The organism is Amycolatopsis sp. NPDC058986 (genome assembly GCF_042741125.1).
In the GTDB taxonomy this organism is placed as follows: domain Bacteria; phylum Actinomycetota; class Actinomycetes; order Mycobacteriales; family Pseudonocardiaceae; genus Amycolatopsis.
This window is the reverse complement of record NZ_JBHYJW010000031.1, coordinates 83114-105656: the sequence shown is the minus strand read 5'-3', so window position 1 is coordinate 105656 and position 22543 is coordinate 83114. Positions and strand designations below refer to the sequence as shown.

At 70.0% G+C, this 22543-nt stretch carries 24 protein-coding genes; 10 read left to right on the top strand and 14 right to left on the bottom strand.

Annotated features, from left to right (window positions below; translation table 11 throughout):
• Positions 1-226 precede the first annotated feature (226 nt).
• Together ACFW0G_RS26115 and ACFW0G_RS26110 are read left to right on the top strand one after the other, a co-directional pair.
• A complete protein-coding gene (locus tag ACFW0G_RS26115) occupies positions 227-1000 on the top strand; it encodes a TIGR03084 family metal-binding protein (protein WP_378328019.1) in 774 nt (257 codons plus the stop codon).
• 187 nt (positions 1001-1187) lie between these two features.
• Positions 1188-1589: a VOC family protein gene (locus ACFW0G_RS26110; RefSeq protein ID WP_378328018.1), complete on the top strand. Its 402-nt coding sequence runs from the start codon at positions 1188-1190 to the stop codon at positions 1587-1589.
• Positions 1590-1686: 97 nt separating this feature from the next.
• Here the strand turns inward: ACFW0G_RS26110 and ACFW0G_RS26105 are convergent, their stop codons facing one another.
• Genes ACFW0G_RS26105 through ACFW0G_RS26090 form a run of 4 tightly spaced genes read right to left on the bottom strand, consistent with a single transcriptional unit; the run spans position 1687 to position 3711 of the window.
• A complete protein-coding gene (locus ACFW0G_RS26105; protein ID WP_378328017.1) occupies positions 1687-2211 on the bottom strand; it encodes an SRPBCC family protein in 525 nt (174 codons plus the stop codon).
• Between the two features lies 1 nt (position 2212).
• Entirely contained in the window at positions 2213-2548 is a 336-nt protein-coding gene (locus ACFW0G_RS26100; protein WP_378328016.1) for an ArsR/SmtB family transcription factor, read from the bottom strand.
• A gap of 31 nt (positions 2549-2579) precedes the next feature.
• Positions 2580-3113 (bottom strand): YceI family protein, encoded by a 534-nt coding sequence (locus ACFW0G_RS26095; RefSeq protein WP_378328015.1) that lies wholly within the window; start codon positions 3111-3113, stop codon positions 2580-2582.
• A 22-nt stretch (positions 3114-3135) separates the two neighbouring features.
• Positions 3136-3711, bottom strand: a complete 576-nt coding sequence (locus ACFW0G_RS26090) for a class I SAM-dependent methyltransferase (RefSeq protein ID WP_378328014.1) — start codon at positions 3709-3711, stop codon at positions 3136-3138.
• Positions 3712-3839: 128 nt separating this feature from the next.
• On the opposite strand from ACFW0G_RS26090, the gene ACFW0G_RS26085 reads away from it, so the two are divergent.
• Both ACFW0G_RS26085 and ACFW0G_RS26080 read left to right on the top strand, forming a co-directional pair.
• Positions 3840-4982 carry a sensor histidine kinase gene (locus ACFW0G_RS26085; protein ID WP_378328013.1) on the top strand — a complete coding sequence of 381 codons (1143 nt, stop codon included), beginning with the start codon at positions 3840-3842 and terminating at the stop codon, positions 4980-4982.
• Complete coding sequence (locus ACFW0G_RS26080) at positions 4979-5623, top strand: response regulator (RefSeq protein WP_378328012.1); 645 nt, start codon at positions 4979-4981, stop codon at positions 5621-5623. Before ACFW0G_RS26085 ends, ACFW0G_RS26080 begins: the two co-directional genes overlap by 4 nt.
• Positions 5624-5640: 17 nt before the next feature.
• Here the strand turns inward: ACFW0G_RS26080 and ACFW0G_RS26075 are convergent, their stop codons facing one another.
• The 6 genes from ACFW0G_RS26075 to ACFW0G_RS26050 form a co-directional block, all read right to left on the bottom strand.
• On the bottom strand, positions 5641-6303 hold the full coding sequence (locus ACFW0G_RS26075) for a response regulator (protein ID WP_378328011.1): 663 nt from the start codon (positions 6301-6303) through the stop codon (positions 5641-5643).
• Between the two features lie 258 nt (positions 6304-6561).
• A complete protein-coding gene (locus tag ACFW0G_RS26070) occupies positions 6562-7407 on the bottom strand; it encodes an NAD(P)H-binding protein (protein WP_378328010.1) in 846 nt (281 codons plus the stop codon).
• A 29-nt stretch (positions 7408-7436) separates the two neighbouring features.
• The gene (locus tag ACFW0G_RS26065; protein WP_378328009.1) at positions 7437-8786 is read right to left on the bottom strand and encodes an MDR family MFS transporter; all 1350 of its coding nucleotides are present in this window, start codon (positions 8784-8786) and stop codon (positions 7437-7439) included.
• A gap of 694 nt (positions 8787-9480) precedes the next feature.
• A complete protein-coding gene (locus ACFW0G_RS26060) occupies positions 9481-10011 on the bottom strand; it encodes a GtrA family protein (RefSeq protein ID WP_378328008.1) in 531 nt (176 codons plus the stop codon).
• A 37-nt stretch (positions 10012-10048) separates the two neighbouring features.
• Positions 10049-10558 carry a GtrA family protein gene (locus ACFW0G_RS26055; RefSeq protein WP_378328007.1) on the bottom strand — a complete coding sequence of 170 codons (510 nt, stop codon included), beginning with the start codon at positions 10556-10558 and terminating at the stop codon, positions 10049-10051.
• A 10-nt stretch (positions 10559-10568) separates the two neighbouring features.
• Entirely contained in the window at positions 10569-12806 is a 2238-nt protein-coding gene (locus tag ACFW0G_RS26050; RefSeq protein ID WP_378328006.1) for a sigma-70 family RNA polymerase sigma factor, read from the bottom strand.
• Between the two features lie 266 nt (positions 12807-13072).
• Between ACFW0G_RS26050 and ACFW0G_RS26045 the strand changes: the two genes are divergently transcribed.
• Entirely contained in the window at positions 13073-13957 is an 885-nt protein-coding gene (locus ACFW0G_RS26045) for a GGDEF domain-containing protein (RefSeq protein WP_378328005.1), read from the top strand.
• 139 nt (positions 13958-14096) lie between these two features.
• On the opposite strand, the gene ACFW0G_RS26040 is transcribed toward ACFW0G_RS26045, so the two are convergent.
• Entirely contained in the window at positions 14097-14261 is a 165-nt protein-coding gene (locus ACFW0G_RS26040; protein ID WP_378328004.1) for a hypothetical protein, read from the bottom strand.
• A gap of 154 nt (positions 14262-14415) precedes the next feature.
• Between ACFW0G_RS26040 and ACFW0G_RS26035 the strand changes: the two genes are divergently transcribed.
• The 4 genes from ACFW0G_RS26035 to purE are packed head-to-tail and all read left to right on the top strand — an operon-like array spanning position 14416 to position 18690.
• On the top strand, positions 14416-15762 hold the full coding sequence (locus ACFW0G_RS26035; RefSeq protein WP_378328003.1) for a glycosyltransferase 87 family protein: 1347 nt from the start codon (positions 14416-14418) through the stop codon (positions 15760-15762).
• The gene (locus tag ACFW0G_RS26030) at positions 15740-16975 is read left to right on the top strand and encodes a glycosyltransferase 87 family protein (protein WP_378328002.1); all 1236 of its coding nucleotides are present in this window, start codon (positions 15740-15742) and stop codon (positions 16973-16975) included. Before ACFW0G_RS26035 ends, ACFW0G_RS26030 begins: the two co-directional genes overlap by 23 nt.
• A gap of 20 nt (positions 16976-16995) precedes the next feature.
• The gene (locus ACFW0G_RS26025) at positions 16996-18180 is read left to right on the top strand and encodes a 5-(carboxyamino)imidazole ribonucleotide synthase (RefSeq protein ID WP_378328001.1); all 1185 of its coding nucleotides are present in this window, start codon (positions 16996-16998) and stop codon (positions 18178-18180) included.
• Between the two features lie 12 nt (positions 18181-18192).
• Complete coding sequence (gene purE, locus ACFW0G_RS26020; RefSeq protein ID WP_378328000.1) at positions 18193-18690, top strand: 5-(carboxyamino)imidazole ribonucleotide mutase; 498 nt, start codon at positions 18193-18195, stop codon at positions 18688-18690.
• Between the two features lie 20 nt (positions 18691-18710).
• Here purE and ACFW0G_RS26015 read toward each other — a convergent pair whose 3' ends face one another.
• Genes ACFW0G_RS26015 through ACFW0G_RS26005 form a run of 3 tightly spaced genes read right to left on the bottom strand, consistent with a single transcriptional unit; the run spans position 18711 to position 21042 of the window.
• The gene (locus ACFW0G_RS26015; RefSeq protein WP_378327999.1) at positions 18711-19103 is read right to left on the bottom strand and encodes a type II toxin-antitoxin system VapC family toxin; all 393 of its coding nucleotides are present in this window, start codon (positions 19101-19103) and stop codon (positions 18711-18713) included.
• Positions 19088-19336 (bottom strand): type II toxin-antitoxin system Phd/YefM family antitoxin, encoded by a 249-nt coding sequence (locus ACFW0G_RS26010; protein WP_378327998.1) that lies wholly within the window; start codon positions 19334-19336, stop codon positions 19088-19090. Before ACFW0G_RS26010 ends, ACFW0G_RS26015 begins: the two co-directional genes overlap by 16 nt.
• Before the next feature lie 44 nt (positions 19337-19380).
• Complete coding sequence (locus tag ACFW0G_RS26005; protein WP_378327997.1) at positions 19381-21042, bottom strand: class I adenylate-forming enzyme family protein; 1662 nt, start codon at positions 21040-21042, stop codon at positions 19381-19383.
• A gap of 100 nt (positions 21043-21142) precedes the next feature.
• Here ACFW0G_RS26005 and ACFW0G_RS26000 point away from each other — a divergent pair, with 100 nt between their 5' ends.
• Positions 21143-22315 (top strand): acyl-CoA dehydrogenase family protein, encoded by a 1173-nt coding sequence (locus ACFW0G_RS26000; RefSeq protein WP_378327996.1) that lies wholly within the window; start codon positions 21143-21145, stop codon positions 22313-22315.
• Positions 22316-22543: the final 228 nt, after the last annotated feature.

Sequence of the window (22543 nt, the reverse complement as noted above, 5' to 3'; positions counted from 1 at the left end):
ATCAACGCCCACTGAGCATCCGAAAGCAACTGAAACCGCGACACGACCAACAGCATCCCAACAAACAACCAGAATATTTGTCAGACACGCCCTAGCCGGGTACCGGCAGGGGATCGAAAGGGCAGATTCCGGTTTGCCGGGAGCGACCTTCGGTAGCGTGACGACGGGCGGTCTCCTACCGTCCAAACGGGACAAACCCGTTGCCGTCAACGCGAAGGTGACACCGATGCTGGACTACGGCCTCGATCTGTCCGATGTGGAGCGTGACATCGCGTTGCCCGGCTTGGTGGCCGAAGGGAACGAACTCGACGCCCTGGTGTCGGCGCAGGCGGACTGGTCGCTGCCCACGCCGGCGGCGGGCTGGACGATCGCCCATCAGATCGCTCATCTCGCCGTGACCGACGCGAACGTGCTCATCGCCATCCGGACCCCGGAGGCGTTCGGCGCCGTGCTGGCGCAGGCGGAAGCCGCGGGCAGCGGGCACGCTGACCTCGACGCCGCCGCGGGAGCGGCGAAACCGCGATCGGTACTGCTGGAGGAATGGCGCTCCGGCCGGGCCGAGGTGGCGGTGGCGCTCCGCGACATTCCGCTGGATCAGGCGTTTCCGTGGTACGGCTCGGAGTTGACGGCGGCACTGATGGTTCCGCTTCGCCTGATGGAAACGTGGGCTCACGGGCAGGACATTTTCGACACACTCGGCGTCGCGCACCCGCCGACGAGCAGGCTCCGGCACATCGCTTCCTTGGGAGTGCTGGGAAAAGAACTTTCGTTCCACACCGCCCACTTGCCCGTTCCGGCCGAGCCGTTTCGTGTCGAGCTGGCCGCTCCCGACGGTCAGACCTGGGCATGGGGCCCGGAAGAGGCAGGGCAGCGGGTCCGGGGCAGCGCCCTCGACTTCTGCCTGCGCGTCACCCAGCGCAGGACCCGAGCCGAGGCCGACCTGACGGCGGTCGGTGAGGACGCGCGGAAGTGGCTGGACATCGCGCGCATTTTCCGCTGATCCGGACCGTCCCGGCGTGACATTCTCCGCTGGGTTTGTCGCTTACGCGGGTACGAAAATCACCGACGGGCCGCCAACTGCCTCCCGTGGCCCCACCGCGTGGGTGACCGGGGCTGGCGACGCTCGCGTTGATCTGCGACGATGCTCTACCGTCACGAGCCCTACCGTCCTCAGCAAGGAGCATCCGGTGGCCTCCACATTGAACCCCTACCTCGGTTTCACCGACAACGCGCGCCAAGCGATGGAATTCTACAAGACCGTGTTCGGCGGTGACCTGACGTTGAACACTTTCGGTGACTTCGGTAATCAGGAAAACGCGGACAAGATCATGCACGCCCTGCTGAAAACGCCCAGCGGGTTCACGCTCATGGCCGCCGACACCGTGCCGGGCATGGAACGCGGCAGCGGCAGCAGCATTTCCGTGAGCGTGAGCGGGGACGACGCCGACGAACTGCGGGGGTACTGGGAAAAGCTTTCCGAGGGCGGCAATGTCGCCGTGCCGATGGAAAAACAGGCCTGGGGCGACGAATTCGGCATGTGCGTGGATCGTTTCGGCATCACCTGGATGGTCAACATCACCCAGGGCTGAAAGACAAAGGCCCGGGGTGGTGTCGCGAATGGGACATTGGCGACGTTGAACGTCCGCAATGTGCCATTCGCGACATCCAAGACCACCGCACGGGCGCTCACTCCGCACCGAGCGAGATCGCAATCTCCTCCAGGACGTTCATCTGTTCCTGCATGCCGATCTCCATCCCGGAGCCGAGGATCGTGTCACGCAGTTCCTTGCCCGACGTCTGCACCAGGATCGACAACGTCGTGCGGCCGTCCACTTCGGCGAAGGTGACCGTGGTCACCGGCGCGCCCGCGTCGTCCGAAGCGTCCACATCGGACACTTCGGTGCCCGGCTGTTCGAAGACCTCGGTCATGACGAGCCGCTCGTCCGGCACGATTTCCCGGTACTCGCCGTGGAAAGCGACCTGAAATCCGCCGTTCGCCGTAATGACGTACCGCCAGCGGCCACCGACCCGCAGATCGATCTCGACGTCGGTCATCGTGCCGCGGTGCCCACTCCACCACCGCCGCACCAGTTCCGGTGTCGTATACGCGCGATAGACCAGATGCTTCGGCGCGTCGAACTCCCGCGTGATCAGAATCTGCTCGTCCGAGGGCAGGGTGATCTTCGCCTTCTTGCTTGTCGTCTCCGGCATTTCAGCTCTCCTCGTCCTTGAGTTCCTCCAGTACGGCGTCCAGTCGATCGAACCGCTCCGACCAGGACCGTTCGTACTTCTTCACCCAGTCGTGGATGGGTTTGAGGGCACGCCCGTTCAGCCGGTACAACCGCTGTCGTCCTTCGTCGCGTACGTCGACCGCTCCCACCTCGCGCAGCACCCGCAGATGCTTCGACACCTGCGGCTGGGTGAGCCCGAGCAGGCGCACCAGGTCGTTCACCGGGAGTTCGCCAGTCGCGAGAACGTCCAGGATTTCCCGCCGCCGGGGTTCGGCCACCGCGTTGAACGCGTCCGCCGTCGTCGCTGCTCGTGCCACGAGAGCAATCATATGCCGATATGGGAATGCGTCAAGCCCGATCGGCCGTGAGGTCCAGCCGGAACGTCAGGTACCGTCCGGTCATGCCCTTCATCTTGGTGACACCGAACGCATAGCGGTCGACACGGCTGGTGGCCCGGAGGGTCAGCCGGGAGTCCGCTGTCCGTGCGGATTCGACGCGCAGTTCGAGCCCGCTCGACTTCCCGCGCACCGTGAGCGAGCCGTGCAGGACCCAGCCCTCCTCGGTCCGCGCGAGCCGGGTGGAGGCGAACGTGATGTCGGGATACTTCCCGGCGTCGAGGTACTGTCCTGATCGGACAGTGCGGTCCCGTGCGGGGTTGCCGGTGTCGAAGCTCATCGCCGGGATCTTCGCCCACGCCGAGGATTCCGTGACGGGATCGGCCACCCGGATGAAGCCCTCGTGCAGCGAGAACATGCCGTGTGCGGCGAAGAGGCCGAAGATGTGCCGGGTGCCGAACGAGATCGCCGAGCGCTCCGGGTCGATGCGATAGGTGCCCTCGGCCGGGATTTCGACACTGTCCTTTGTGGATAGCGAATGCCTCATGGGTTTCTCTCCTTGTCGTGGCTCAGGAACGGACAGCGGTGCCCGCGATGTGCGGAACGGGAACGCCCAACGGGCCGGGAAGGGTGTAGTGGCGCGACTCGACGACGTCGAAGCCCGCGCGTGCGATGGCGGCTTCGCTGTCCCGGTTCGGACGGCACGAGCTGAAGCGTCTCGTGAACAGCGCCCAGACGTCCTGGCCGCGACGGACCCAGGAGCCCGGCGACGCGGCGACGTGTTCGCCGAAGACGTACTTCCCGCCGGGCCGCAGGACCCGGTGCAGCTGCGCGAGCACGGCGTCGGGATCGTCGACCGAGCAGAGCACGAACGTCGCGACGGTGGCGTCGGCGAACCCGTCGGGCAGTTCGATCCGTTCGCCGCGCCCCGGCAGCACGAGGGCGCGGCGGCCGAGCCGTTCGGCCGCACGCCGCGTCCGCTCGCGGTTGCCCGCGTCCGGCTCGATCCCGATCCAGCGCACCTGCGGCGCGTAGAACGGCAGGTTGACGCCCCTGCCCGGGCCGAGTTCGAGGACGGTGCCCCGTAACGGGCCGAGCAGCGTGGACCGCATCGCGTCGGGACCAGCCCCCAGGTTCGTGGTCATGGCGGAAGCCTCGCCGCCCGGACGTCCCGGCGCATCGGCCGCGTGGTCGCGGCGGGGCCTCCTCCGGTCGGGGCCGATGTCGACTTTGGTCGCTGTCACCGCTCCCGGGCCGGTCGTACGCTCGGGCGGTGCACGAGGGACTGACCTGCGAGCGGCGGATGACCCTGCCCGCCCTGGTGATGGGCGGCTGCGTCATGGCGACGGCGTGGGGTGAATACACGTCGGGCACCGACCCGCGGTGGCTCGTGCTCGACCTCGTGCTCGGGCTGGGCGGCTGTGCCCTGCTGCCGCTGCTGAACCGCAGGCCCACCGCCGTCACGCTGGTGCTCGTCGTGCTGTCCGCGGTGTCGCCGACCGCGACACCGCCATACAGCGTCGGCCTGCTGCACACCGCCCGGTGCCGCCGGACCACACTCGCCGTCGGCGTGGCACTGGCCGGGATCGCGGGGCACGCGCTACGCGGTGTGTGGCGGCCGATGCCAGGGCTGGCCTACGTGTGGTGGCTGGTGCTGGTCGTGGTCGGGCACGCCGCGCTCGTCGGCTGGGGCGCGTTGGCGGCGGCGCGGCACGCGCTGATCGCGTCACTGGAGGAACGTGCTCGCCGCGCCGAAGCCGAGCAGGGGCGCCGCGTCGCCGAGGCGCGGGCAGCGGAACGCACCCGGATCGCCAGGGAAATGCACGACGTGCTTGCGCACCGGTTGTCGCTGCTGGCGACGTACGCGGGCGCGATGGAGTTCCGGCCGGACATCCCGCCCGAACGGCTCTCCGACGCGGCCGGGGTCGTCCGGGCCACCGCGCACCAGGCGCTGAACGAACTGCGGGACGTCATCGTCCTGCTGCGGGACGACGACACCGCGGCGGACGGCGCCGAGCGGCCAGTGCCGGTGCTGGCCGATCTGCCCGAGCTGGTCGAGGAATCCCGGTCCGTCGGGACGCCGGTCGAGGTGCGGGACGCGGTGGCCGACCCGGCCGCCCTGCCCGGGACGACCGGGCGGACGGCTTATCGCGTCGTTCAGGAAGCGCTGACCAACGCCCGCAAACACGCGCCCGGCCAGCCGGTGCGGATCGCACTCGACGGCTCGCCGGGCGCCCGGCTCGTCATCACCGTGTCCAACCCGATGCCCGGCGCCCCGGCCGATCCCGCGATTCCCGGGGCGGGCACCGGCCTGGTCGGCCTGACCGAGCGGGTGCGGCTGGCCGGGGGAGAACTCGACCACCAGGCCACTCCGGAGGAGTTCCGGCTTTCGGCCTGGCTACCGTGGCCCGCATGATCCGGGTTCTCGTCGTGGATGACGACGCACTGGTGCGGGCAGGGCTGACGATGATGCTCGACGGCGCCGACGGGATCACCGTGGTCGGCGAGGCGGGCGACGGCGACGAACTCCCCGCTGTTCTCGACGCGCATCCCGCCGACGTCGTGCTGATGGACATCCGCATGGCGCGGGTCAACGGGATCGCGGCCACGCTGCGCACGCGGGCTCGCGCCGAACCACCCGAGGTCGTCGTGCTCACCACGTTCGACACCGACGAGAACGTGCTGCGGGCACTGCGCGCGGGGGCGAGCGGATTCCTGCTCAAGGATTCCCCGCCCGCCGACATCGCCGACGCCGTCCGCAAGGTCGCCGCCGGCGATCCGATCCTCTCGCCGCGCGTCACCCGGCGCCTGATGGACCGCGCGGCCACCGAAGCGGGCGCGTACGACCGCGCCCGCGCCGCGCTGGCCGCACTGTCCACAAGGGAGCACGAGGTCGCCGTCGCGGTCGGGCGGGGGCGGACCAACGCCGAGATCGCCGCCGAGCTGTTCGTCGGCGTGGCCACGGTCAAGGCGCACATCACCCGGATCCTGACCAAGCTCGACCTGGGCAACCGCACCCAGATCGCCCTGCTGGTGCACGACGCCGACCTCTGCTGAACCGTCCACTGTGGATATCAGCGGCGGGCGGGAGGACTCCCGAGGCCGGCGTCCCGCGCCCGGACGATGGCCTCCGCGCGATCGGCGACGTGGAGCTTGCTGAACACGTTCGAGATGTGGTTGCGCACGGTCTTCGGGCTCAGGCACAGGGTGCTGGCGATGAAGGCGTTGCTGTGCCCGCTCGCGATGAGTTCGAGGACCTCGCGTTCGCGGCCGGTCAGCTCCGGGAACACCGGGTTCGTACTGGGCAGCGGCTGGTTGAAGAAGCCGAGGACGCGATTGGCGATGTCCGGGCCGAAAATGGCTTCGCGCCGGGCGACCGCCTGCACCGCGCGGATGATCTCGTCGGGCTCGGCGTCCTTGAGCAGATAGCCGCGCGCGCCCGCGCGCATCGCGGCGAACACCGATTCGCTCTCGTCGGCCATCGTCAGCATGAGCACGCCGACCTCCGGGCATTCGGCCACGATGTGCCGGGTCGCCTGGATGCCGGACAGGTCGGGCAGGTGCAGGTCCATCACCATGACATCGGGATGCAGCGCGGCTGCGGCGCTGACCGCCTGCGCGCCGCTCGACGCCTCACCGACGACCTCGATCCCCGGCTCGGCGGCGAGCAGCGTGCACACCCCGAAACGGAAGAGCGGATGGTCGTCCACGACGATCACGCGAAGCCGGTCGGTCATGGGGTCTCCTTCGGCGTCGAAGATCAACCTCGAAAGGCCGGCGCCGGGAAGGCTGTCTCTTCGCCGTCCACGCCGCACACCGTCCGGCCCGAATTAAACACATGGTGAGTATCTCGCGGCGACAGCGGATGGCCCAAGTGCTTTGTGCCACCGGCGTAGCGGGGAGCACCCGTTCGGCCCAGTGGGAGGGGGAGCAAGGGACCTTTACTGCCGCTAAGCGATAGTAAAGGTCCCTTGCTCCGCGTGTACAGAGAGTTGTCAGGCGCCGAGGAACGTTGCGACGTTCTCGTGAGCCCAGTCGGCGAAGGTGAGCGGGGCGCGGCCGAGCAGGCGCTCGACGGTGTCGAAGACGACGTGCTCGTGGGCGCTCGACTCGCGTTTGAGCTCGAAGAACCCGTCGATCGTCGCGGCGGGCCAGCCGTAGGAGAGCATCCGCGCGTGGGTCTCTTCGACGGTCTCGAGCACGATCTTCAGCGGGCGGCCCAGTGCTGTGGAGAGCGTCTCGACCTGCTGTTCCGCGCTGAGCGAAACGCCGCCACTGAGCGGATGGACCCGGCCTTCGTGGCCCGATCCGGTCAAGGCCAGTGTCGCCACCGCGGCGATGTCGCGGACGTGGATCAGCGCCGAGTCCGGGTCACCCTCGGTGACGAAAACGGTGTCGTGCTCACGGACCGACGACAGCCAGCCGAAGCGGTTGTCCATGAACGCGCCGGGACGCAGGATCGTCCACGCCGGTCCGGCCTCGCGGACGGCCTGCTCCGCTTCCGCGTGACCTCGGGTGATGGCGTCCTGCTGTCCGAAGTGGACACAGCTGGTCGAAAGCTTGACCAGGTGGGTCACCCCGGCGGTGGCCGCGGCCTTGGCGACGGCGATCTCCCGGCCGGGGCCGTGGCCCGGAGTCAGCAGGAAGACCCGCTCGACGCCGTCGAGCAGGCGCGGCAACTCCGCCGGACGGTCGAGGTCGCCCTCGACGACCTCGGCGCGCGGGTCGATCCGTGCGCGCGCCGGGTCGCGGGTCAGTGCCCGGACGGTGGCGCCGGTGTCGAGGAGAGCGGGAACGAGTTCGCGGCCGACCTTTCCGGTGGCACCGAGAACCAGAATCATGAGATTTCTCCTTACTGGATAACGAAAATTCAGTGCTTCGAGCGAAGCTGCACGCGCGGCAGGGCGAGGGCGGCGACGAGGCCGGCGGCGAGCGCGGGGAGCATCGCGAGGAACACGCCGTGGGTCGCGGCGGCGTAGTGCCCGGTGCCCAGCGCGGCGCTGAACACCGCGCCGAGCGCGACCGGGCCGAGTGCGGAGCCGAGCGAACGGAACAACGCGACGGTCGCCGAGACCGCGCCGAGGTCCTCCCGCGCGGCCGTGTTCTGCGCGGCGAGCGAGAGCACCTGGATGTTCAGCCCGGCGGCGAGCCCGAACACCGTGAGGCAGCCGATGACGACCGGCATCGTGCTGTGCTCGTCGAGCGTGGTCATCGCGAGGACCGCGAGCAGGCCGAGCGCCATGCTCGTGATCGGCGCCCAGCGATAGCGGCCGGTGCGGCTGATGAGCCGTCCGGAGACGACGGACGAGACCGCGACCGCGAGCGTCATCGGGACCAGCAGCAATCCGGCCGTCGCCGGATCGGCCCCGGCCACCTTCTGGAGGAACACCGCGAGGTAGTTGACCGAGCCGAGGAAGGCGAACCCGGCCAGCAGGCTCAGCGCGGTGGACAGCGTGAAGGTGCGGTCGGCGAACAGGCGGAGCGGCAGTACCGGCGCGGTCGCGCGGCGCTCGGCCAGGACGAAGGCGATCGCCAGCACCACGCCGAGCGGGACCGACCACGGCGTCAGCAGGGTGAGGCCGGTGATGGCGCCGCCCAGCAGGAGCACGCCCGCGATGTCGAACGGCGAGTCGCGACGTCGCTTCGGCAGCTGGAGGAACGTCGCCACGGCCAGCAGGGCGAACCCGCCGATCGGCAGGTTGATCAGGAAGATCCACCGCCAGCCGACGAGTTCGGTGAGCAGGCCGCCGGCGACCGGACCGGCCAGCGACGCGACCGCGAAGCACACCGAGAACCACCCGAAGTACTTCGCGCCTTCGCGCGGTGGGAAGAGTTCGCCGATGGTGGCGCCCACCGAGACGAAGAGGCCGCCGGAGCCGGCGCCCTGGAGTACCCGGGCGGCGATGAGCGTGGTCGCGCTGCCGGCGAGCCCGCAAGCGAGCGACCCGGCGAGGAAGAGGACGAGTGCGACGAGCAGAACGCGTTTGCGGCCGAAGAGGTCACCGAGCTTGCCGTACACCGGCGCGGTGACACTGCCCGCGAGCAGATAGGCCGTGGTGACCCAGGCGAACGAGCCGGTGCCGCCGAATTCGGCGGCGATCCCCGGCAGAGCGGTCGAAACCGCCTGCGCGTCCAGCATGCCGAGGAAGACGGCGAGGAAAAGGCCTGTGAGGGCAAGGGGAATGCGGGCGCGCGGAGGCGCCACGGAAAGCGTGGTCAAGGGAGGTCCAATGCGTAGGGAAGGGACGTGCGGTCCGGGCGCAGCTCGGTGCGCCCCGTCGAGACGGGAAAAGGTTCCAACCGTCACCCGCGCTGGGGTGCGGTCCTCTTCGCGCTCGGAAACCACCTCGGATTCGTCCCGCTCGGCCGGTCGACCCCGGCCGGCGTCCTTACGTGCCGGACAACTGACAGTTCATGACTCTAGACAACTACATGTCCGTAGACAAGTTCTTTTCGCTGGAGGGCGGGGTGCTCGTGTCGCGAACGCGTCGTTGGGGACGCTCATCGTCGCCAACGCGCCGTTCGGGACACCGGCGCGGGCCGGGGCGATGCCGGGAATGGGACATTCGCGGCGTTGAACGTCGGCAATGCGCCATTCGCGACGTGCCCTGAAGGCCCCCTTACCGGCGCTCAGCGCTGTGAAGGAGGCCTTCACGGCATTCGGTGGGGCTGGGGTGCGTGGTCGGTGGGGTGAGTGGTGTTCGCGGGGTTGTCGTTGCGATGGGGGGCGTGCGGTGGTCTTGCTTGTCGCGAACGCTCCGTTCGGGACGTTCATCGTCCCGAACGGAGCTTTCGGGACACTGGCGCCACCGCACTTTCACCCCGCCAGGCCCGCCCGCACCGAGAAACCGCATTGGGGCGCAGGAGCCCGGGCGGAGCGAGGGACCTTTGCTATCGCGAGCCGGGCGGAGCGGTCAGCGGGGGAGGCGGGTGACCTGGTCGCCGTCGCGGCGCCGCTGGCCCAGCTCGTCCGGGAACACCCACTTCTTGAAGCCCCAGAACCGGAACACCATCGCGAGCAGCATGCCGATGATCGACCCGCTCGCGAAGTCCGCGATCTCCTGGACCAGCCTCGACACGTGCGGTGTCTCCAGGTGGAACACGTACCGCGACGCGTAGAGCGGGATCAGGTTCACCACCACGGCGACGCCGCTGATCACGAAGAACAGCGCGGCCTCGTGGGTGCGTTCCCGGCCGCCGCGGGTCCGGAAGGACCACTCGCGGTTGAGGATGTACGACACGATCGTCGCCACGATGATCGCGATCGCCTTCGCCGTCGTCGGCTTCGATTCCAGCACGCTCAGTTTCAGCAGGTACCAGACGCCGTTGTCGACCAGAAAGGTCGTGCCGCCCACGATCGCGAACTTGAGCAGTTCCCGGTGCTTGATCAGCACCGAGCGCAGGGGTTCGGGCGTGCGGCTGAGCACGGTTTCGACGACGGTCACCTCCGCAGTTTAGGAGAGGCTGACCAGGGCCGATGGCTCAGGCGGCCATCCTGTCGCGAATGTCCGGATCCTCGGGGTCGTTCCCGGACCTCCGCTGTGGCCGGACATCCTCGGCGGGGAACACCCATTTCTTGAAGGCCCACCAGCGGAAGACCGTGCCCAGCAGCGTCCCTAGCACGATCCCGCTGACGAAGTCGGCGATTTCCTGCGCGGCGAACGTCACGTGCGGCACCTGCAGCTGGAGCACGTAGCGGGACACGGCAAGCGGAACCGAGTTCAGGCCCAGCGCGATGCCGCTGTACAGGAAGAACAGGGCCGCCTCGTGCGTCCGTTCGTGGCCGCCGCGGGTGCGGAAGGACCATTCGCGGTTGGCGACGTAGGAGAAGATCGTCGCCACCAGCGTCGCGAGGATCAGCGCCGTCAGCGGATTCGCCCGCAGCACGGTGAACTTCAGGCCGTAGTTCACCGCCAGCGTGATCACGAAACTCATCCCGCCGACCACCGCGAACCGGATCAGCTCGCGGTGCCTGCCCAGCAATTCCCGCACCGCGCGGACGCTACCCCGTCGGCAGGCCGAAATGCTTCCCAGGGTGGCTCGGGCCGATCGGCGTGGTGGAAGTGCCCGGCTGGGGCGGCGCGCTCGTGGTCGCCGGTGCCGAAGACTGCTTCGGCTGCGGCGTTTCGGACGTCGTCACCGGCGGGACGCCGGTGTGGCCCGGCGACTTCTTCGGCGTGCTCTTGCCGGGGCTCGTCGTGGCGCTTGTCCCGGTGGACGATGTCGGCGGCGTCGGCGCGAGCTGCCCCGGCGGGCACCAGTCGAAGTACACCGGGACCGGTTTCGCCGAGGCCGTCCCCAGTGTGGCGCCGACGGTCACCGGGTGCCCCGCGGGCGGGCGCCCGCGCAGCTGGACCCACAGGTTGACGTGCTGGCCAGGGGCGAGCGCGCCGGTGGTCGTGCAGGTCGCGCCACCGGCGGTCGGCCGGCATGGGAAACCGCGCAGGCTCCACCAGCTCGACAGCGGATGGTCGAAGGTCACGGTGACCGGTTTGGTCGTCTGCCCGGTGTTGTGCACCCGGACGTAGATGCGCGGCTTCTGCCACCACGGGAGTTCCGACAGCCAGTCGCTCTCGGCCTCCAGCGTCACCGCGTCCGGCGGCGGCTTGACCGCGACGTTCACGCGCAGGTCGACATGGACCTGAGCGCCCGCGGTGACCGAACCCTCGACCGTGCTGCCGGGTTTGGCGGTGTCGTCGGCCTTCAGCAGGAACATCAGGACCGCGGACTGGCCCGGCTGCAGGCCGGTCCCGGTCCGGCAGGTGACAGTGCCGTCCCCGCCGGGACAGTTGACGTTGATCGTTTCGGGCGCGGCCATGGCGAAGCCGCTCGCGCCGGGGGCGCCGCCGCCCCCCGCGGGCACCGCGTGCACCCCCGGCGGCAGCCTCAGCGTGGCGACCACTGGGTCGGACGGGCCGGCGCCGTCGTTGCGCACCGTGATGGGCAGGTTGGCGGGCTTGCCGCCCGGCTGCAGCACGACGCCCTCGGGCGGCGTCGTCGCGGACACGTTCGGTTTCGGGAGCGAGGGCGGTGTGGTCGGCGGCGGCTGCGACCCCGGCGGCGCGGCCGGGTTCGGCGGCTGGACCGCGGGCGGGGCGGGCGCCGCGGGCGGCGGTGCCGGGGGCGCGGGCGGTGGCTGCTGCTGAGCGGGCGGCTGGGCCGGTGGCTGCTGCGGCGGTGGCTGCTGCGGCGCGGGTTGCGCCGCGGGCGGCGGGACCTGGGCGGCCGCCGGGATGTCCTGGGTACCGCCACCGGCGACGAGCGCGACGACGACGGCCGCCGCGATGGCCGTCCCGGACGCGGCGACACCGGCGAACTGCCGTGGCCCGCCCGCCGCGGCGCCCGCCGCCGCACCGGCCTTGGCTCCGCCCGCGGTCGCTCCCGCGGCGGCCGCTCCGGTGACCGCCGCGGTGGTGGCGCTCGCCTTGGCCGCGCCGATCGTGGCGAGGTAGCCGAGCGCGGCGCCACCGAGGACGATCGGGGCGATGATCGCGCGCAGACCGCCGTTGATGTCGGCGAGCTCGGCGGCGAGCGCGCGGCATTTCTCGCATTCGTCCAGGTGATTCTCGACCTGGCTGCGTTCGCGTTTGGACAGTCCGTCGCGGGTCCACGCACCGAGCCGGTCGGCGGTGGCGCGGCAGCGTTCCGCGCCGTTCTCCTGCAGGTGGACCTGCAGATAGGCCTGGCGGAGACCCTCGCGGGCGCGGTAGGCGAGCGCCGAGACGCCGTTCGCGGTCAGGCCCAGCAGCGGGGCGACCTCGGCGGGGCTCTGCTGCTCGATCTCGGTGTGCCAGAGCACGGCCTGCCAGCGTTCGGGCAGCCGCGCGAAGGCCTTGGCGGCCATGGTGCGCTCGAGCCCCGCGACGGCGGTGTCGGAGAACGGGACGGTCAGCGCCTCGCCGACCGCGCCGCCGACGTCGGTCATGTCCTCGTTGAGGTCGACGCGCTTGTCCTTGCGGGTCTTGTCGTAGGCGGTGTGGCGCAGCGCGGTCAGCAGATACGCGCGGAACGCGGTCTCGGGTCCCTTGCCGGCGCGCAGCGTGTCCAGCACCTTCGCGAACGCCTCGGAGACGAGGTCGTCGGCCTCGGAGCTGGAGCGCGCGAGCTGACGGGCGAGGTTGTGCGCGGCGGCCGTGTGCCGCTCGTACAGCGGCCCGTAGGAGGCGATCTGCCCGGCACGGACCTCGGCGATCAGCTCGGCGTCGCTCTTACCGCTGAGATCGGCGGGAACGGTGGACACGGGACTCCTCTGCGGGTGGTGGTGGCCGCCTGACGGGCCGCCAATACCTACCTTGACTCTTGCGCGGCACAAGTGTGACGGAAGCTGCGACACGCGTCACCTCGCGGTCGGCGTGTTGACCCGGAGAGCGCAATATGTTCACCCGGGCTCGCCGCGCCCTTGGTCAACAAAACCCGCCGGAACGCCGTCACGGACCCGGGCCTGGCGCGTCCCCTGTTCGGAGCGCGACAAGATCGCTCCGAACCGGACGAGAGGAGCGGTGGCCAGTGGACCTGCCGGCGACCGGGGCGCTGTCCGGGGTGACGGACTCGCAGGAGGCGCGGAACCGGTTCGACCGGGACCGGACCCTGCGCGCGCTGCGAGCACGGTGGCGAACCGCGAGCCTGGCTTCGGGCTGGCGGTTCCCCAGCGACTGGGGACTGCCCGAGGTCGACGCGGTGTGTGCCGCGGTGGTGAGACAGGGGAAGCCCGCAGTGGGCAGCGAGGCGGCGGAACGCGCGCTGGCCGGGCTCGGCCGCGCCCGTGCGGCCGCCGGTGCCGGGCTTGCGGAGACGCTGACCGACCTCGCGGCGCTGCACGCCGTGCTCGCCGGCTCCGCCGATCCCGCGGTCGTGGACGGATTCGTCGCTCCGGATGTGGACGCCACCCCTGCGCGGTTGCTCCGCCTGACGGCCTTGGCCTGGGCGGACGTCGCGACGGACCAGCTCGTGCACACCGAGGTCACCGACCCGCTGACCGGTCTGCCAACCGCCGCGTACCTGCGCACCCGGCTCGCCGAGGTGTACCGCAGAGCGGAGCGCGAGGAACGCGCGGTGGCCGAGGACTTCGTGCTGCTCGTGGTCGAACTGGACTTCAGCACGGTCGACGGCTGGCCACGGCTGACCGGGATGATCCTCGCCGCCGACGCGCTGCGGACCGTGTTCGACGGCGGAGAAAGCGTTGCCTCGCTGGGACCGTCGGTCGTGGCGGCACTGGTGCCGCGCGACGACCGCCTCGCTTCGCGCGGGGTCGCGCTGCGGCGGGCGGTGCACGAACGGCTCTCGGTGGACGCGCAGCTCGCCGAGGTCGGCAGCCCGCGGATCAGCGCCGTCCGGCTGCCCGCGACCCACGAGCTCGCCTGTGACGTACTGGCCGGTCTGTCCCGGGCCTGAACTCGGCCCGGCCCGGGATGGGCGAACGGACCCGTGGGGGCCGCCCCGAGGGAAGCAGAGGGTTCCTCGGTGCGGCCCCCGCGGCCCGCTCTCTTCTCACGGCTCTTCGCGTCGCCAATTCGGGACAGTCAACCTGGCTTCACCGGCGGCTGGCGGCCTTGGTCGTCGCGAACGCTCCGTTCGCGACAAAGCGTGGCGCCAGCCCCGCCGGTGGATCCAGGCTCGACGTCGTGAATGCGCCATTCAGGACGTCGAGCGTCGTGAACGGCGCATCCGGGACATGCCGGCCCTCGGCCAGCCGCACATCTCCCCAGCTCACAGCCCATTTTCGGACGGAAGAGGAGCAAGGGACCTTTGCTATTGTTGTTGAGCGGAACTAACGAGCGGTAGCAAAGGTCCCCCGCTCCCGCCAGTACCCTTCTCGACCCGGGGAATCGCACTCATGATTTCCTGATGAGGTGACCAGGACCGTATCCTCCGCCACAGACGGCGAAGTTCCGGCGAAGGCTTCCCAGCCTCGTCTGGCCCTGCGAATCTCGCTCGCGCGCCTGTCCGTCCGTCCGCGGTCGATCCTGATCCTGGCGGTGGTGCCGCTGGCGGCCATGGCGTACGCCATCTGGGGGGCCACGCACGACTGGCACCTCGGCGTCGACAGCGCCGTCTACCGTGCCGGTGCGCTCACCCTGCTGCACGGGGATTCGCTCTACGACGCCAACACGCTCCTCCCGGAGCCGTCGTGGGCGCTGCTGCCGTTCACCTATCCACCGGCGGCGGCGGCGCTGTTCGTCCCGCTCGCGTGGTTCCCGGTGCAGCTCTCCTGGGGCCTGCTCACCGTCGTCACGCTGCTGTGTCTCGCGCTGTGCGTGCGGATCGCGATCGGCGCCCTGCCGCGCCCCGCCGAAGACGGCCCGCGCTGGTGGGCCTCGCCCGCCCGCTCGACGATCGTGTTCTCCCTGGTCTTCCTCGGCCTCGAGCCGGTGTGGCGGACGATCTTCCTCGGCCAGATCAACATCGTCCTGATGGCGCTGGTCATGCTGGACGTGCTGGTCATCGGCGCGCGCGGCAGCCGGTGGGGTGGCGTGCTGGTCGGCGTCGCGGCCGCGATCAAGCTGACGCCGATCGTGTTCCTCGGTCACCTGTTCATCACCGGCCGCCGCAAGGACGCCATCCGGGGATTCGTGACCTTCGTGCTCCTGCAGGGCGCGATGTTCCTGATCAACCCGCACGACGCGGCCAAGTACTGGACGCAGACGCTGCCCGACACCGGTCGCATCGGCCCGGTGCACTGGGCGGGCAACCAGTCCCTGAACGCGTTGATGAACCGCGCCACCGACCTCGCGCCATGGGCGTCGAACGTCGCGCTGGCCATCGGGTTCCTGCTCCTGATCCCGGCGCTGTGGCTGGTCATGCGTTTCCACCGCAGGGGCCAGACGCTCGCCTCCCTGTTGGTCACCGCGTTCTGGATCCTGCTGATCTCGCCGATCTCGTGGACCCACCACTGGGTCTGGGTGGCGCCGCTGATCGTGCTGCTGGTCTCCCGCCTGCCGAAGACCACCCCGGCGACAGCGTGGAAACGCTGGCTCGGCACGTTCCTGGCGATCTTCGTGTTCGTCAGCTGCGTGCTGCTGATCCTGCCGAACGGCCGGAACGTCGAGCTGCACTGGACGGTGTGGCAGAACATCCTCGGCAGCGCGTACATCCTGATGCCGGTGGTGCTGGCCGCCGCGCTCGCGTTGCGCTGGGGCCTGCAGCGACGGGCCCGCCGCAAAGCCGAAGACGTCCATGCCGAAGCCACCCGGGGCTGACGCACGCACCGGCTGGATTCTCGCCGGGGTACTCGCGGTCGCCGTCCTCGCTCTCGGCGTCGTCGCGTGGCTGGCGCACTGGCGGCTGGGCGCGGACAGCGCCGTCTACCGGGCGGGCGCGATGGCCCTGCTCAAGGGCGAACCGATCTACACGCGCGACGTCCTGACCACGCTGCCGGACTGGGTGCGGCTGCCGTTCACCTACACGCCGGCGGCGGCGCTGCTGTTCCTGCCGTTCGCGCTCGTGCCGACCGGGCTGCTGTGGGGCGTGGTCGGGTGTTTGTCGGTGGTCGGTCTTATCGTCGTCATCGCGGTGGTTCTGTCGCCATCGGGGTGGACACGCGTGGCGTGGGCGCTGCCGGTGGGAACGGCCTCCGTTCTGGTACTGGAACCGGTGTGGAAGACGCTGTTCCTCGGCCAGATCAACTTGATACTGATGGCGCTCGTGGTGCTCGACGTGCTGGTCCTCTCGGCACGAGGCTGTGCTGATGCGCCCTCGGCGGGAAAACGTACCTCGGGCTGGCGCTGGGCGGGCGTGCTGATCGGTGTGGCGGCGGCGGTCAAGCTGACCCCGCTGGTCTTCGTCCCGCACCTGTTCTTCACCGGCCGGTGGAAGGACGGGCTGCGCGCGGTGGGCACGTTCGTGGTGCTGGAGGCGGTGATGTTCGCCGTCATCCCGGTCGACGCCGCGCGCTTCTGGCGGGATTCGGCCACCGATCCGAGCCGGATCGGCTCGGTGCACTGGATCTTCAACCAGTCGCTCAACGGCATGGTCAGCCGGGCCGCGCAGCTGGCGCCGTGGTCGCTGGTCCTGGCCGTCGCGATCGCGGCCGTGCTCGCCGTGCCCGCGATCTGGCTCGTCGTGCGGCTCCACCGTCGTGGCGAGGAGGCGGCGGCGCTGCTGGTCACGGCGTTCTATGGGCTGCTGTTCTCGCCCGTTTCGTGGTCGCACCACTGGGTGTGGGCGGTCCCGCTGATCGTGCTGCTGCTGGTCAAGGGCCGCCGGATCGCCGCGGGCGCGGTGTTCGTCCTGTTCGCCTCCCAGATCGTGATGCTGGTGCCCAACGGCGGCGACACCGAGTTCCGCTGGGGCCTCGGCATGGCGGTGCTGGGCAACCTGTACGTGCTGGCGGCGGCCGCCGGGATCCTCGGCCTCGCCGCTCGTGAGCTGCGGCTCACGCGCCGCAGGTCGGCGCGGGTCGCGCCGGCCTAGGTGGTTAGGCTGAGCGCGCTATGGACAAACGCACCGGTCTTCCCGTCGTCGGCATGGTGGGTGGCGGGCAGCTCGCCCGGATGACCCACCAGGCGGCGATCTCCCTCGGCCAGTCCCTGCGTGTGCTCGCCGCGGGCGAGAACGAGTCCGCCGGTCTCGTCGCGGGCGAGGTTGTGCAGGGCCACCACACCGACCTCGACGCGTTGCGCGCGTTCGCGAAGGAAGTCGACGTCGTCACGTTCGACCACGAGCACGTGCCCGGTGAGCACCTGCTGACGCTGGCGATGGAGGGCTTCGTCCTGCGGCCGGCGCCGGACGCGCTCGGCGTCGCGCAGAACAAGCTCGTGATGCGCGAGCTGATGGCCGGTCTCGACGTCCCGGGCCCCGCCTTCGCCGAGGTGTCCACTGTGGACGACGTGGTGGCCTTCGGGAAGGCACACGCGTGGCCGGTGGTGCTCAAGGCCGCGCGCGGCGGATACGACGGCAAGGGTGTCTGGATGCTCGACACCGCGCAGCAGGCGCGCGAGGTCGTCCCGGAGCTGCTCGCGGCCGGGACACCGCTGCTGGTCGAGGAGAAGGTGACCATGCGGCGCGAGTTGTCCGCGCTGGTCGCGCGTTCGCCGTTCGGGCAGGGGGCCGCCTACCCGGTGGTGGAGACCGTGCAGTCCGCCGGGATCAACACCGAGGTGCTGGCCCCGGCGCCAGGGCTGAGCCCCGCGCGCGTCCAGGAGGCGCAGGATCTCGCGCTGCGCATCGCCGCGACGTTGAAGGTCACCGGGCTGCTCGCGGTCGAGCTGTTCGAGACCGACGGCGGGCTGCTCGTCAACGAACTCGCGATGCGCCCGCACAACTCCGGGCACTGGACGATGGACGGCGCACGGACCTCGCAGTTCGAGCAGCACCTGCGGGCCGTGCTCGACTATCCGCTCGGCCGCACCGACCTGCTCGCCCCCGCGTGCGTGATGGCCAACGTGCTCGGTGCCGAGACCGCGCCCGAGATGGGTCCGGACGAGCGGCTGCACCATCTGTTCGCGCGCTTCCCCGATGTCAAGGTGCACCTCTACGGCAAGGAGGAGCGGCCGGGGCGCAAGCTCGGGCACGTCAACATGCTGGGCGAGGACATGGAGACGCTGCGCGACCAGGCGCTGCTCGCCGCGCACTGGCTGTCCCACGCCGTCTGGCTCGACGGCCACGAGATCCACTGAGAGGTAGGGATTATGGCGCCGCAGGTGGGCGTGATCATGGGCAGCGACTCGGACTGGCCGGTGCTGGAGGCCGCCGGGACCGCGCTCGACGAGTTCGGCGTCGAGTACGAGGTCGGTGTCTACTCGGCACACCGCACGCCGCAGCGCATGCTGGACTACGCGACGTCGGCGGCGTCGCGGGGGCTGAAGGTGATCATCGCGGGCGCCGGCGGCGCGGCGCACCTGCCGGGCATGGTCGCCTCGGCCACCGTCCTGCCGGTGATCGGCGTCCCGGTGCCGCTGAAGTACCTGGACGGCATGGATTCCCTGCTCTCGATCGTGCAGATGCCCGCCGGTGTCCCGGTCGCGACGGTGTCGGTCGGCGGCGCGCGCAACGCCGGTCTGCTCGCCGTGCGCATCCTGGCCGCCACGGACGAGACACTCCAGGCGAAGATGGCGAAGTTCCAGGCCGATCTCGAAAAGCTGGTGCTGGACAAGGACGCCGCTCTGCGCGCCAAAGCCGGTCGCTGACCTGACCGCGGCGCGTTCCCTCAGACGGGGACGATCTCGAGCAGCTCGTCGAGACCGGACAAGCCCTTGGCGTTGCGCGTGTACAGCCGCGCGCCGTGGGCGTGCGCGGTCGCGGCGATGAGGAGATCCATGGTGCGGGCCCGGGGCTGGCGACCCGCCATCACGACAGCGGCCGCGATCTGGCCGTAGCTGACGGCGACCATGTCGTCGATCGGCAAGGCATGGAACTCCTGCTGCAGGACGCTCAACCGGTGAAGCCGTGCCGCCCGGCTGGCCGGATTACCGGCGACCAGGACGCCGAACTGCAACTCGGCGAACGTGGCCGCGCTGATGGCCAGCCGGCCCGGCAGCGGAGGCACGTCCGTGGCGATCACGACACTGGTGTCGAGGACGGCCTTCACGCCGTGGCCCACGGGTCACGGAGCTCCTGGTCGATCTTGTCGCGGTCGCTCTCCCAGTCCGGGTCGGCGGGACCGCGGAACAGAGCGGACACCTCGGCGTAGGTCCGCCAAGTTCGCTGCTCGACAGGCACGAGCCGCACGCTGGGGCGCCCGGAGACGGTGATCAGTACTTCTTCACCGGCCTCCGCCTGGCGCACCAGCTCGGAAGCCTGCTGCCGAAGCTCGCGTAGTCCCACAACGCTCATAGGAACCACTGTAGCACAAGTGCTACCCAGGTTGTCGCGGTACGTCAGGAGAGCTGCTCGCGGAGTTCGCGTTTGAGGACCTTGCCCGCCGCGGACACCGGGATCTCGTCCACGAAGTACAGCTCCCGCAGCCGTTTGTAGGGCAGCACCTGGGCGTTCACCGCGTCGAGCAGCGAGTCGGCGTCGAGGCCGTCGCCGGGTGCCTTCACCACGAACGCCACCGGCAGCTCGCCGACGTCGTCCCGCGGCCGTCCCACGACGGCCGCCGTGACGACACCGGGATGCGCGGCGAGCAGTTCTTCGAGTTCGCGGGGGAAGACGTTGTATCCCTTGTACAGCAGCATGTCCTTCTTGCGATCCACAATGGACAGATAGCCGTCCTCGTCGAGCACGCCGACGTCGCCCGTGTGCAGCCAGCCGTCGACGAGCGCCGCCGCCGTCTCCTCCTGGCGATGGCGGTACCCGGTCATCACCTGCGGACCGCGGACGCAGACCTCGCCCTGTTCGCCCGCCGGGAGCGGATCTTCGCCGCCTTCGGTGGAGACGATCTTGATCTCGGTGTCGGGGACGGGCAGTCCCACCGAGCCGACCTTGCGGGTGCCCGAGCGATACGCCGGGGAGGTCACCGCGGCCATCGTGACCTCGGTCAACCCGTAGCCCTCGACGATGACGGCGTCGGGGAAGCGGTCCCGCAGCGCGTTGATCATCTCGTGGCTCATCGGCGCCGCTCCGGAGCCGAGCGTGCGGATCGAGGACAGGTCCGCGGTCGCGAGCGCCGGGCAAGCCAGCAGTCCGGCGTACAACGCGGGTGCGCCGCCGATCGAGGTGACCCGCAGGCGCTCGGCGTCGGCGATGTACCGCGCCGGGTCGAAACGTTCGTGCAGGACGACGGTGGTCCCGATGAGGACGACCGCGTTGAGCGCGGCGATCGTCCCCATCGCGTGGAACCACGGTGTCACGTTCACGACGACCCCGGTGCCGTGGCGGGTCGGCCACTCGTCGGCGCTGCCCACCTGCTCGACGGTGACGTCGCCGTGCTCGTCGAGCAGCGGGCGCGCCCCGGTTTGCCCGCAGACGTACTGCAGGGTGTTCACCACGACGTTGCGGTGTGGCAGCTGGACGCCCTTCGACCGTCCGGTGGTGCCGCCGGTGTAGGCGAGGTGGGCGAGGTCGGTGTGGATGTCGATGTCCACCTCGGGCCGGGTGGCGGGGTACTCCGCGTGAAAGTCCTCGAACTCGGTTTCGCCGTCCCGGAGCGCCTCGGCGGGTGAGACGACGATGACGGAGCGGGCCGGGATGCGGTCGGCGACCGCGGCGAGCGTGCCCGAGAGCGGGCCGTAGGTGACGACCACCGCGGCCGCGCAGTCGGTCAGCTGGAAGGCCAGGTCGTCCGGCGGGAGCAGCGGGTTCGCCGGACTGAACGTGGCGCCCGACAGCAGGGTCCCGTAGTAGGCGACCGGGTAGGCCAGGCAGTTCGGCAGATGCAGCGCGACGGTGTCGCCCTTGCCGATCCCGCGTGCGATCAGCGCGTTCGCGAACCGGCAGGCCGCCTGGTAGAGGCCGGCGAAACTCAGCTCCCGCTCGCCGTGCGCGAACGCGGTGCGGGTGCCGTAGCGGCCGGCGGCCGCGGCGAGGATCGAGCCGATCGGGACGTCGGGATAGTCCAGCGAGCGGGGGAGGCCGGGCGGCGGCGCGGTGATCGGCATCACCCGACCTTAGGAAGGATGCGGCCAAGCCCACAAGGACGCATCATGTGAACGAGCGCTAACATCGGTGGATCCCAACGGTGCGGAAGAGGTGGCAGAAGTGTCTACGGTGTCCGACGGCCCCGGGCTGTACCAGCTCGCCGAGGAACACGAGGAGCTGCGGGCCGCCGTTCGCGCGCTCGCGGAGAAGGAGATCGCGCCGTACGCGGCCGAGGTCGACGAGCAGGAGCGTTATCCGATCGAGGCGTACAACGCGCTGGTGAAGTCGGGTTTCAACGCCGTGCACATCGGCGAGGCGTACGACGGCCAGGGCGCGGACGCGATCGGCGCCTGCATCGTCATCGAAGAGGTCGCGCGCGTCGACGCTTCGGCGTCGCTGATCCCGGCGGTGAACAAGCTCGGCACGCAGCCGATCATCCTGTCGGCTTCGGAGGAGCTGAAGGAGCTCGTCCTGCCGTCCATCGCTTCCGGCGAGGCGTCGGCGTCGTACGCGCTTTCGGAGCGCGAGGCCGGCTCGGACACCGCGTCGATGCGCACCCGCGCCCGGCTCGACGGCGACCACTGGGTGCTCAACGGCACGAAATGCTGGATCACCAATGCGGGTGAATCCTCCTGGTACACCGTGATGGCGGTGACCGACCCGGAGGCGGAGAAGAAGGCCAACGGCATCTCGGCTTTCGTCGTCCACAAGGACGACCCTGGCTTTTCGGTGGGCCCCAAGGAGAAGAAGCTCGGCATCAAGGGCTCGCCGACCCGCGAGATCTACTTCGAGAACTGCACGATCCCGGAGAACCGGATCATCGGCGAGCCAGGCACCGGCCTGAAGACCGCGCTGCGCACGCTCGACCACACGCGGCCCACCATCGGCGCGCAGGCGCTCGGCATCGCCCAGGGCGCGCTCGACGCCGCGGTCGCCTACGTCAAGGACCGCAAGCAGTTCGGCAAGATGATCGCGGAGTTCCAGGGCGTCCAGTTCATGCTGGCCGACATGGGCACGAAGATCGAAGCGGCCCGGAACCTCGTCTACGCCTCGGCCGCGGCGTCGGAGCGCGGCGACAAGCGCGCCGGTTTTATCGCCTCCGCGGCCAAGAAATACGCCTCGGACATCGCCATGGAGGTCACCACCGACGCCGTCCAGCTCTTCGGCGGGGCCGGCTACACGCGTGACTTCCCGGTCGAGCGCATGATGCGCGACGCGAAGATTACCCAGATCTACGAAGGCACCAACCAGATCCAGCAGCTCGTCATGGCCCGCGCCCTGCTCCGCGGCTGAGATCCCGGTCCGAAAGACCACAACCGGCTGTTTCCGTTCTGCCGAACGAAAACAGCCGGTTGGTTTTTTACGAGATGGCCACGTCTGCCGAGGACGTGGAACTAGTTGCAGTTGCCGCAGCAGCCGCAGCCCTGGCCCGTGCACTTCGAGCAGCACCCGTGCATGTTCGCTCCCTTCCCATGTGCACCCCGCGCGTTCGACGCTAAGTGACATGGTCTGGTGCGCATA

Excerpts from the sequence above, each read along its gene's own strand:
- purE (WP_378328000.1), top strand. The coding sequence starts at position 18,193 with ATGGCGCCGCAGGTGGGCGTGATCATGGGCAGCGACTCGGACTGGCCG.
- ACFW0G_RS26090 (WP_378328014.1), bottom strand. The coding sequence starts at position 3,711 with ATGACCACGAACCTGGGGGCTGGTCCCGACGCGATGCGGTCCACGCTG.
- ACFW0G_RS26080 (WP_378328012.1), top strand. The coding sequence starts at position 4,979 with ATGATCCGGGTTCTCGTCGTGGATGACGACGCACTGGTGCGGGCAGGG.
- ACFW0G_RS26005 (WP_378327997.1), bottom strand. The coding sequence starts at position 21,042 with ATGCCGATCACCGCGCCGCCGCCCGGCCTCCCCCGCTCGCTGGACTAT.
- ACFW0G_RS26025 (WP_378328001.1), top strand. The coding sequence starts at position 16,996 with ATGGACAAACGCACCGGTCTTCCCGTCGTCGGCATGGTGGGTGGCGGG.
- ACFW0G_RS26010 (WP_378327998.1), bottom strand. The coding sequence starts at position 19,336 with ATGAGCGTTGTGGGACTACGCGAGCTTCGGCAGCAGGCTTCCGAGCTG.
- ACFW0G_RS26095 (WP_378328015.1), bottom strand. The coding sequence starts at position 3,113 with ATGAGGCATTCGCTATCCACAAAGGACAGTGTCGAAATCCCGGCCGAG.
- ACFW0G_RS26075 (WP_378328011.1), bottom strand. The coding sequence starts at position 6,303 with ATGACCGACCGGCTTCGCGTGATCGTCGTGGACGACCATCCGCTCTTC.
- ACFW0G_RS26105 (WP_378328017.1), bottom strand. The coding sequence starts at position 2,211 with ATGCCGGAGACGACAAGCAAGAAGGCGAAGATCACCCTGCCCTCGGAC.
- ACFW0G_RS26030 (WP_378328002.1), top strand. The coding sequence starts at position 15,740 with ATGCCGAAGCCACCCGGGGCTGACGCACGCACCGGCTGGATTCTCGCC.
- ACFW0G_RS26115 (WP_378328019.1), top strand. The coding sequence starts at position 227 with ATGCTGGACTACGGCCTCGATCTGTCCGATGTGGAGCGTGACATCGCG.
- ACFW0G_RS26070 (WP_378328010.1), bottom strand. The coding sequence starts at position 7,407 with ATGATTCTGGTTCTCGGTGCCACCGGAAAGGTCGGCCGCGAACTCGTT.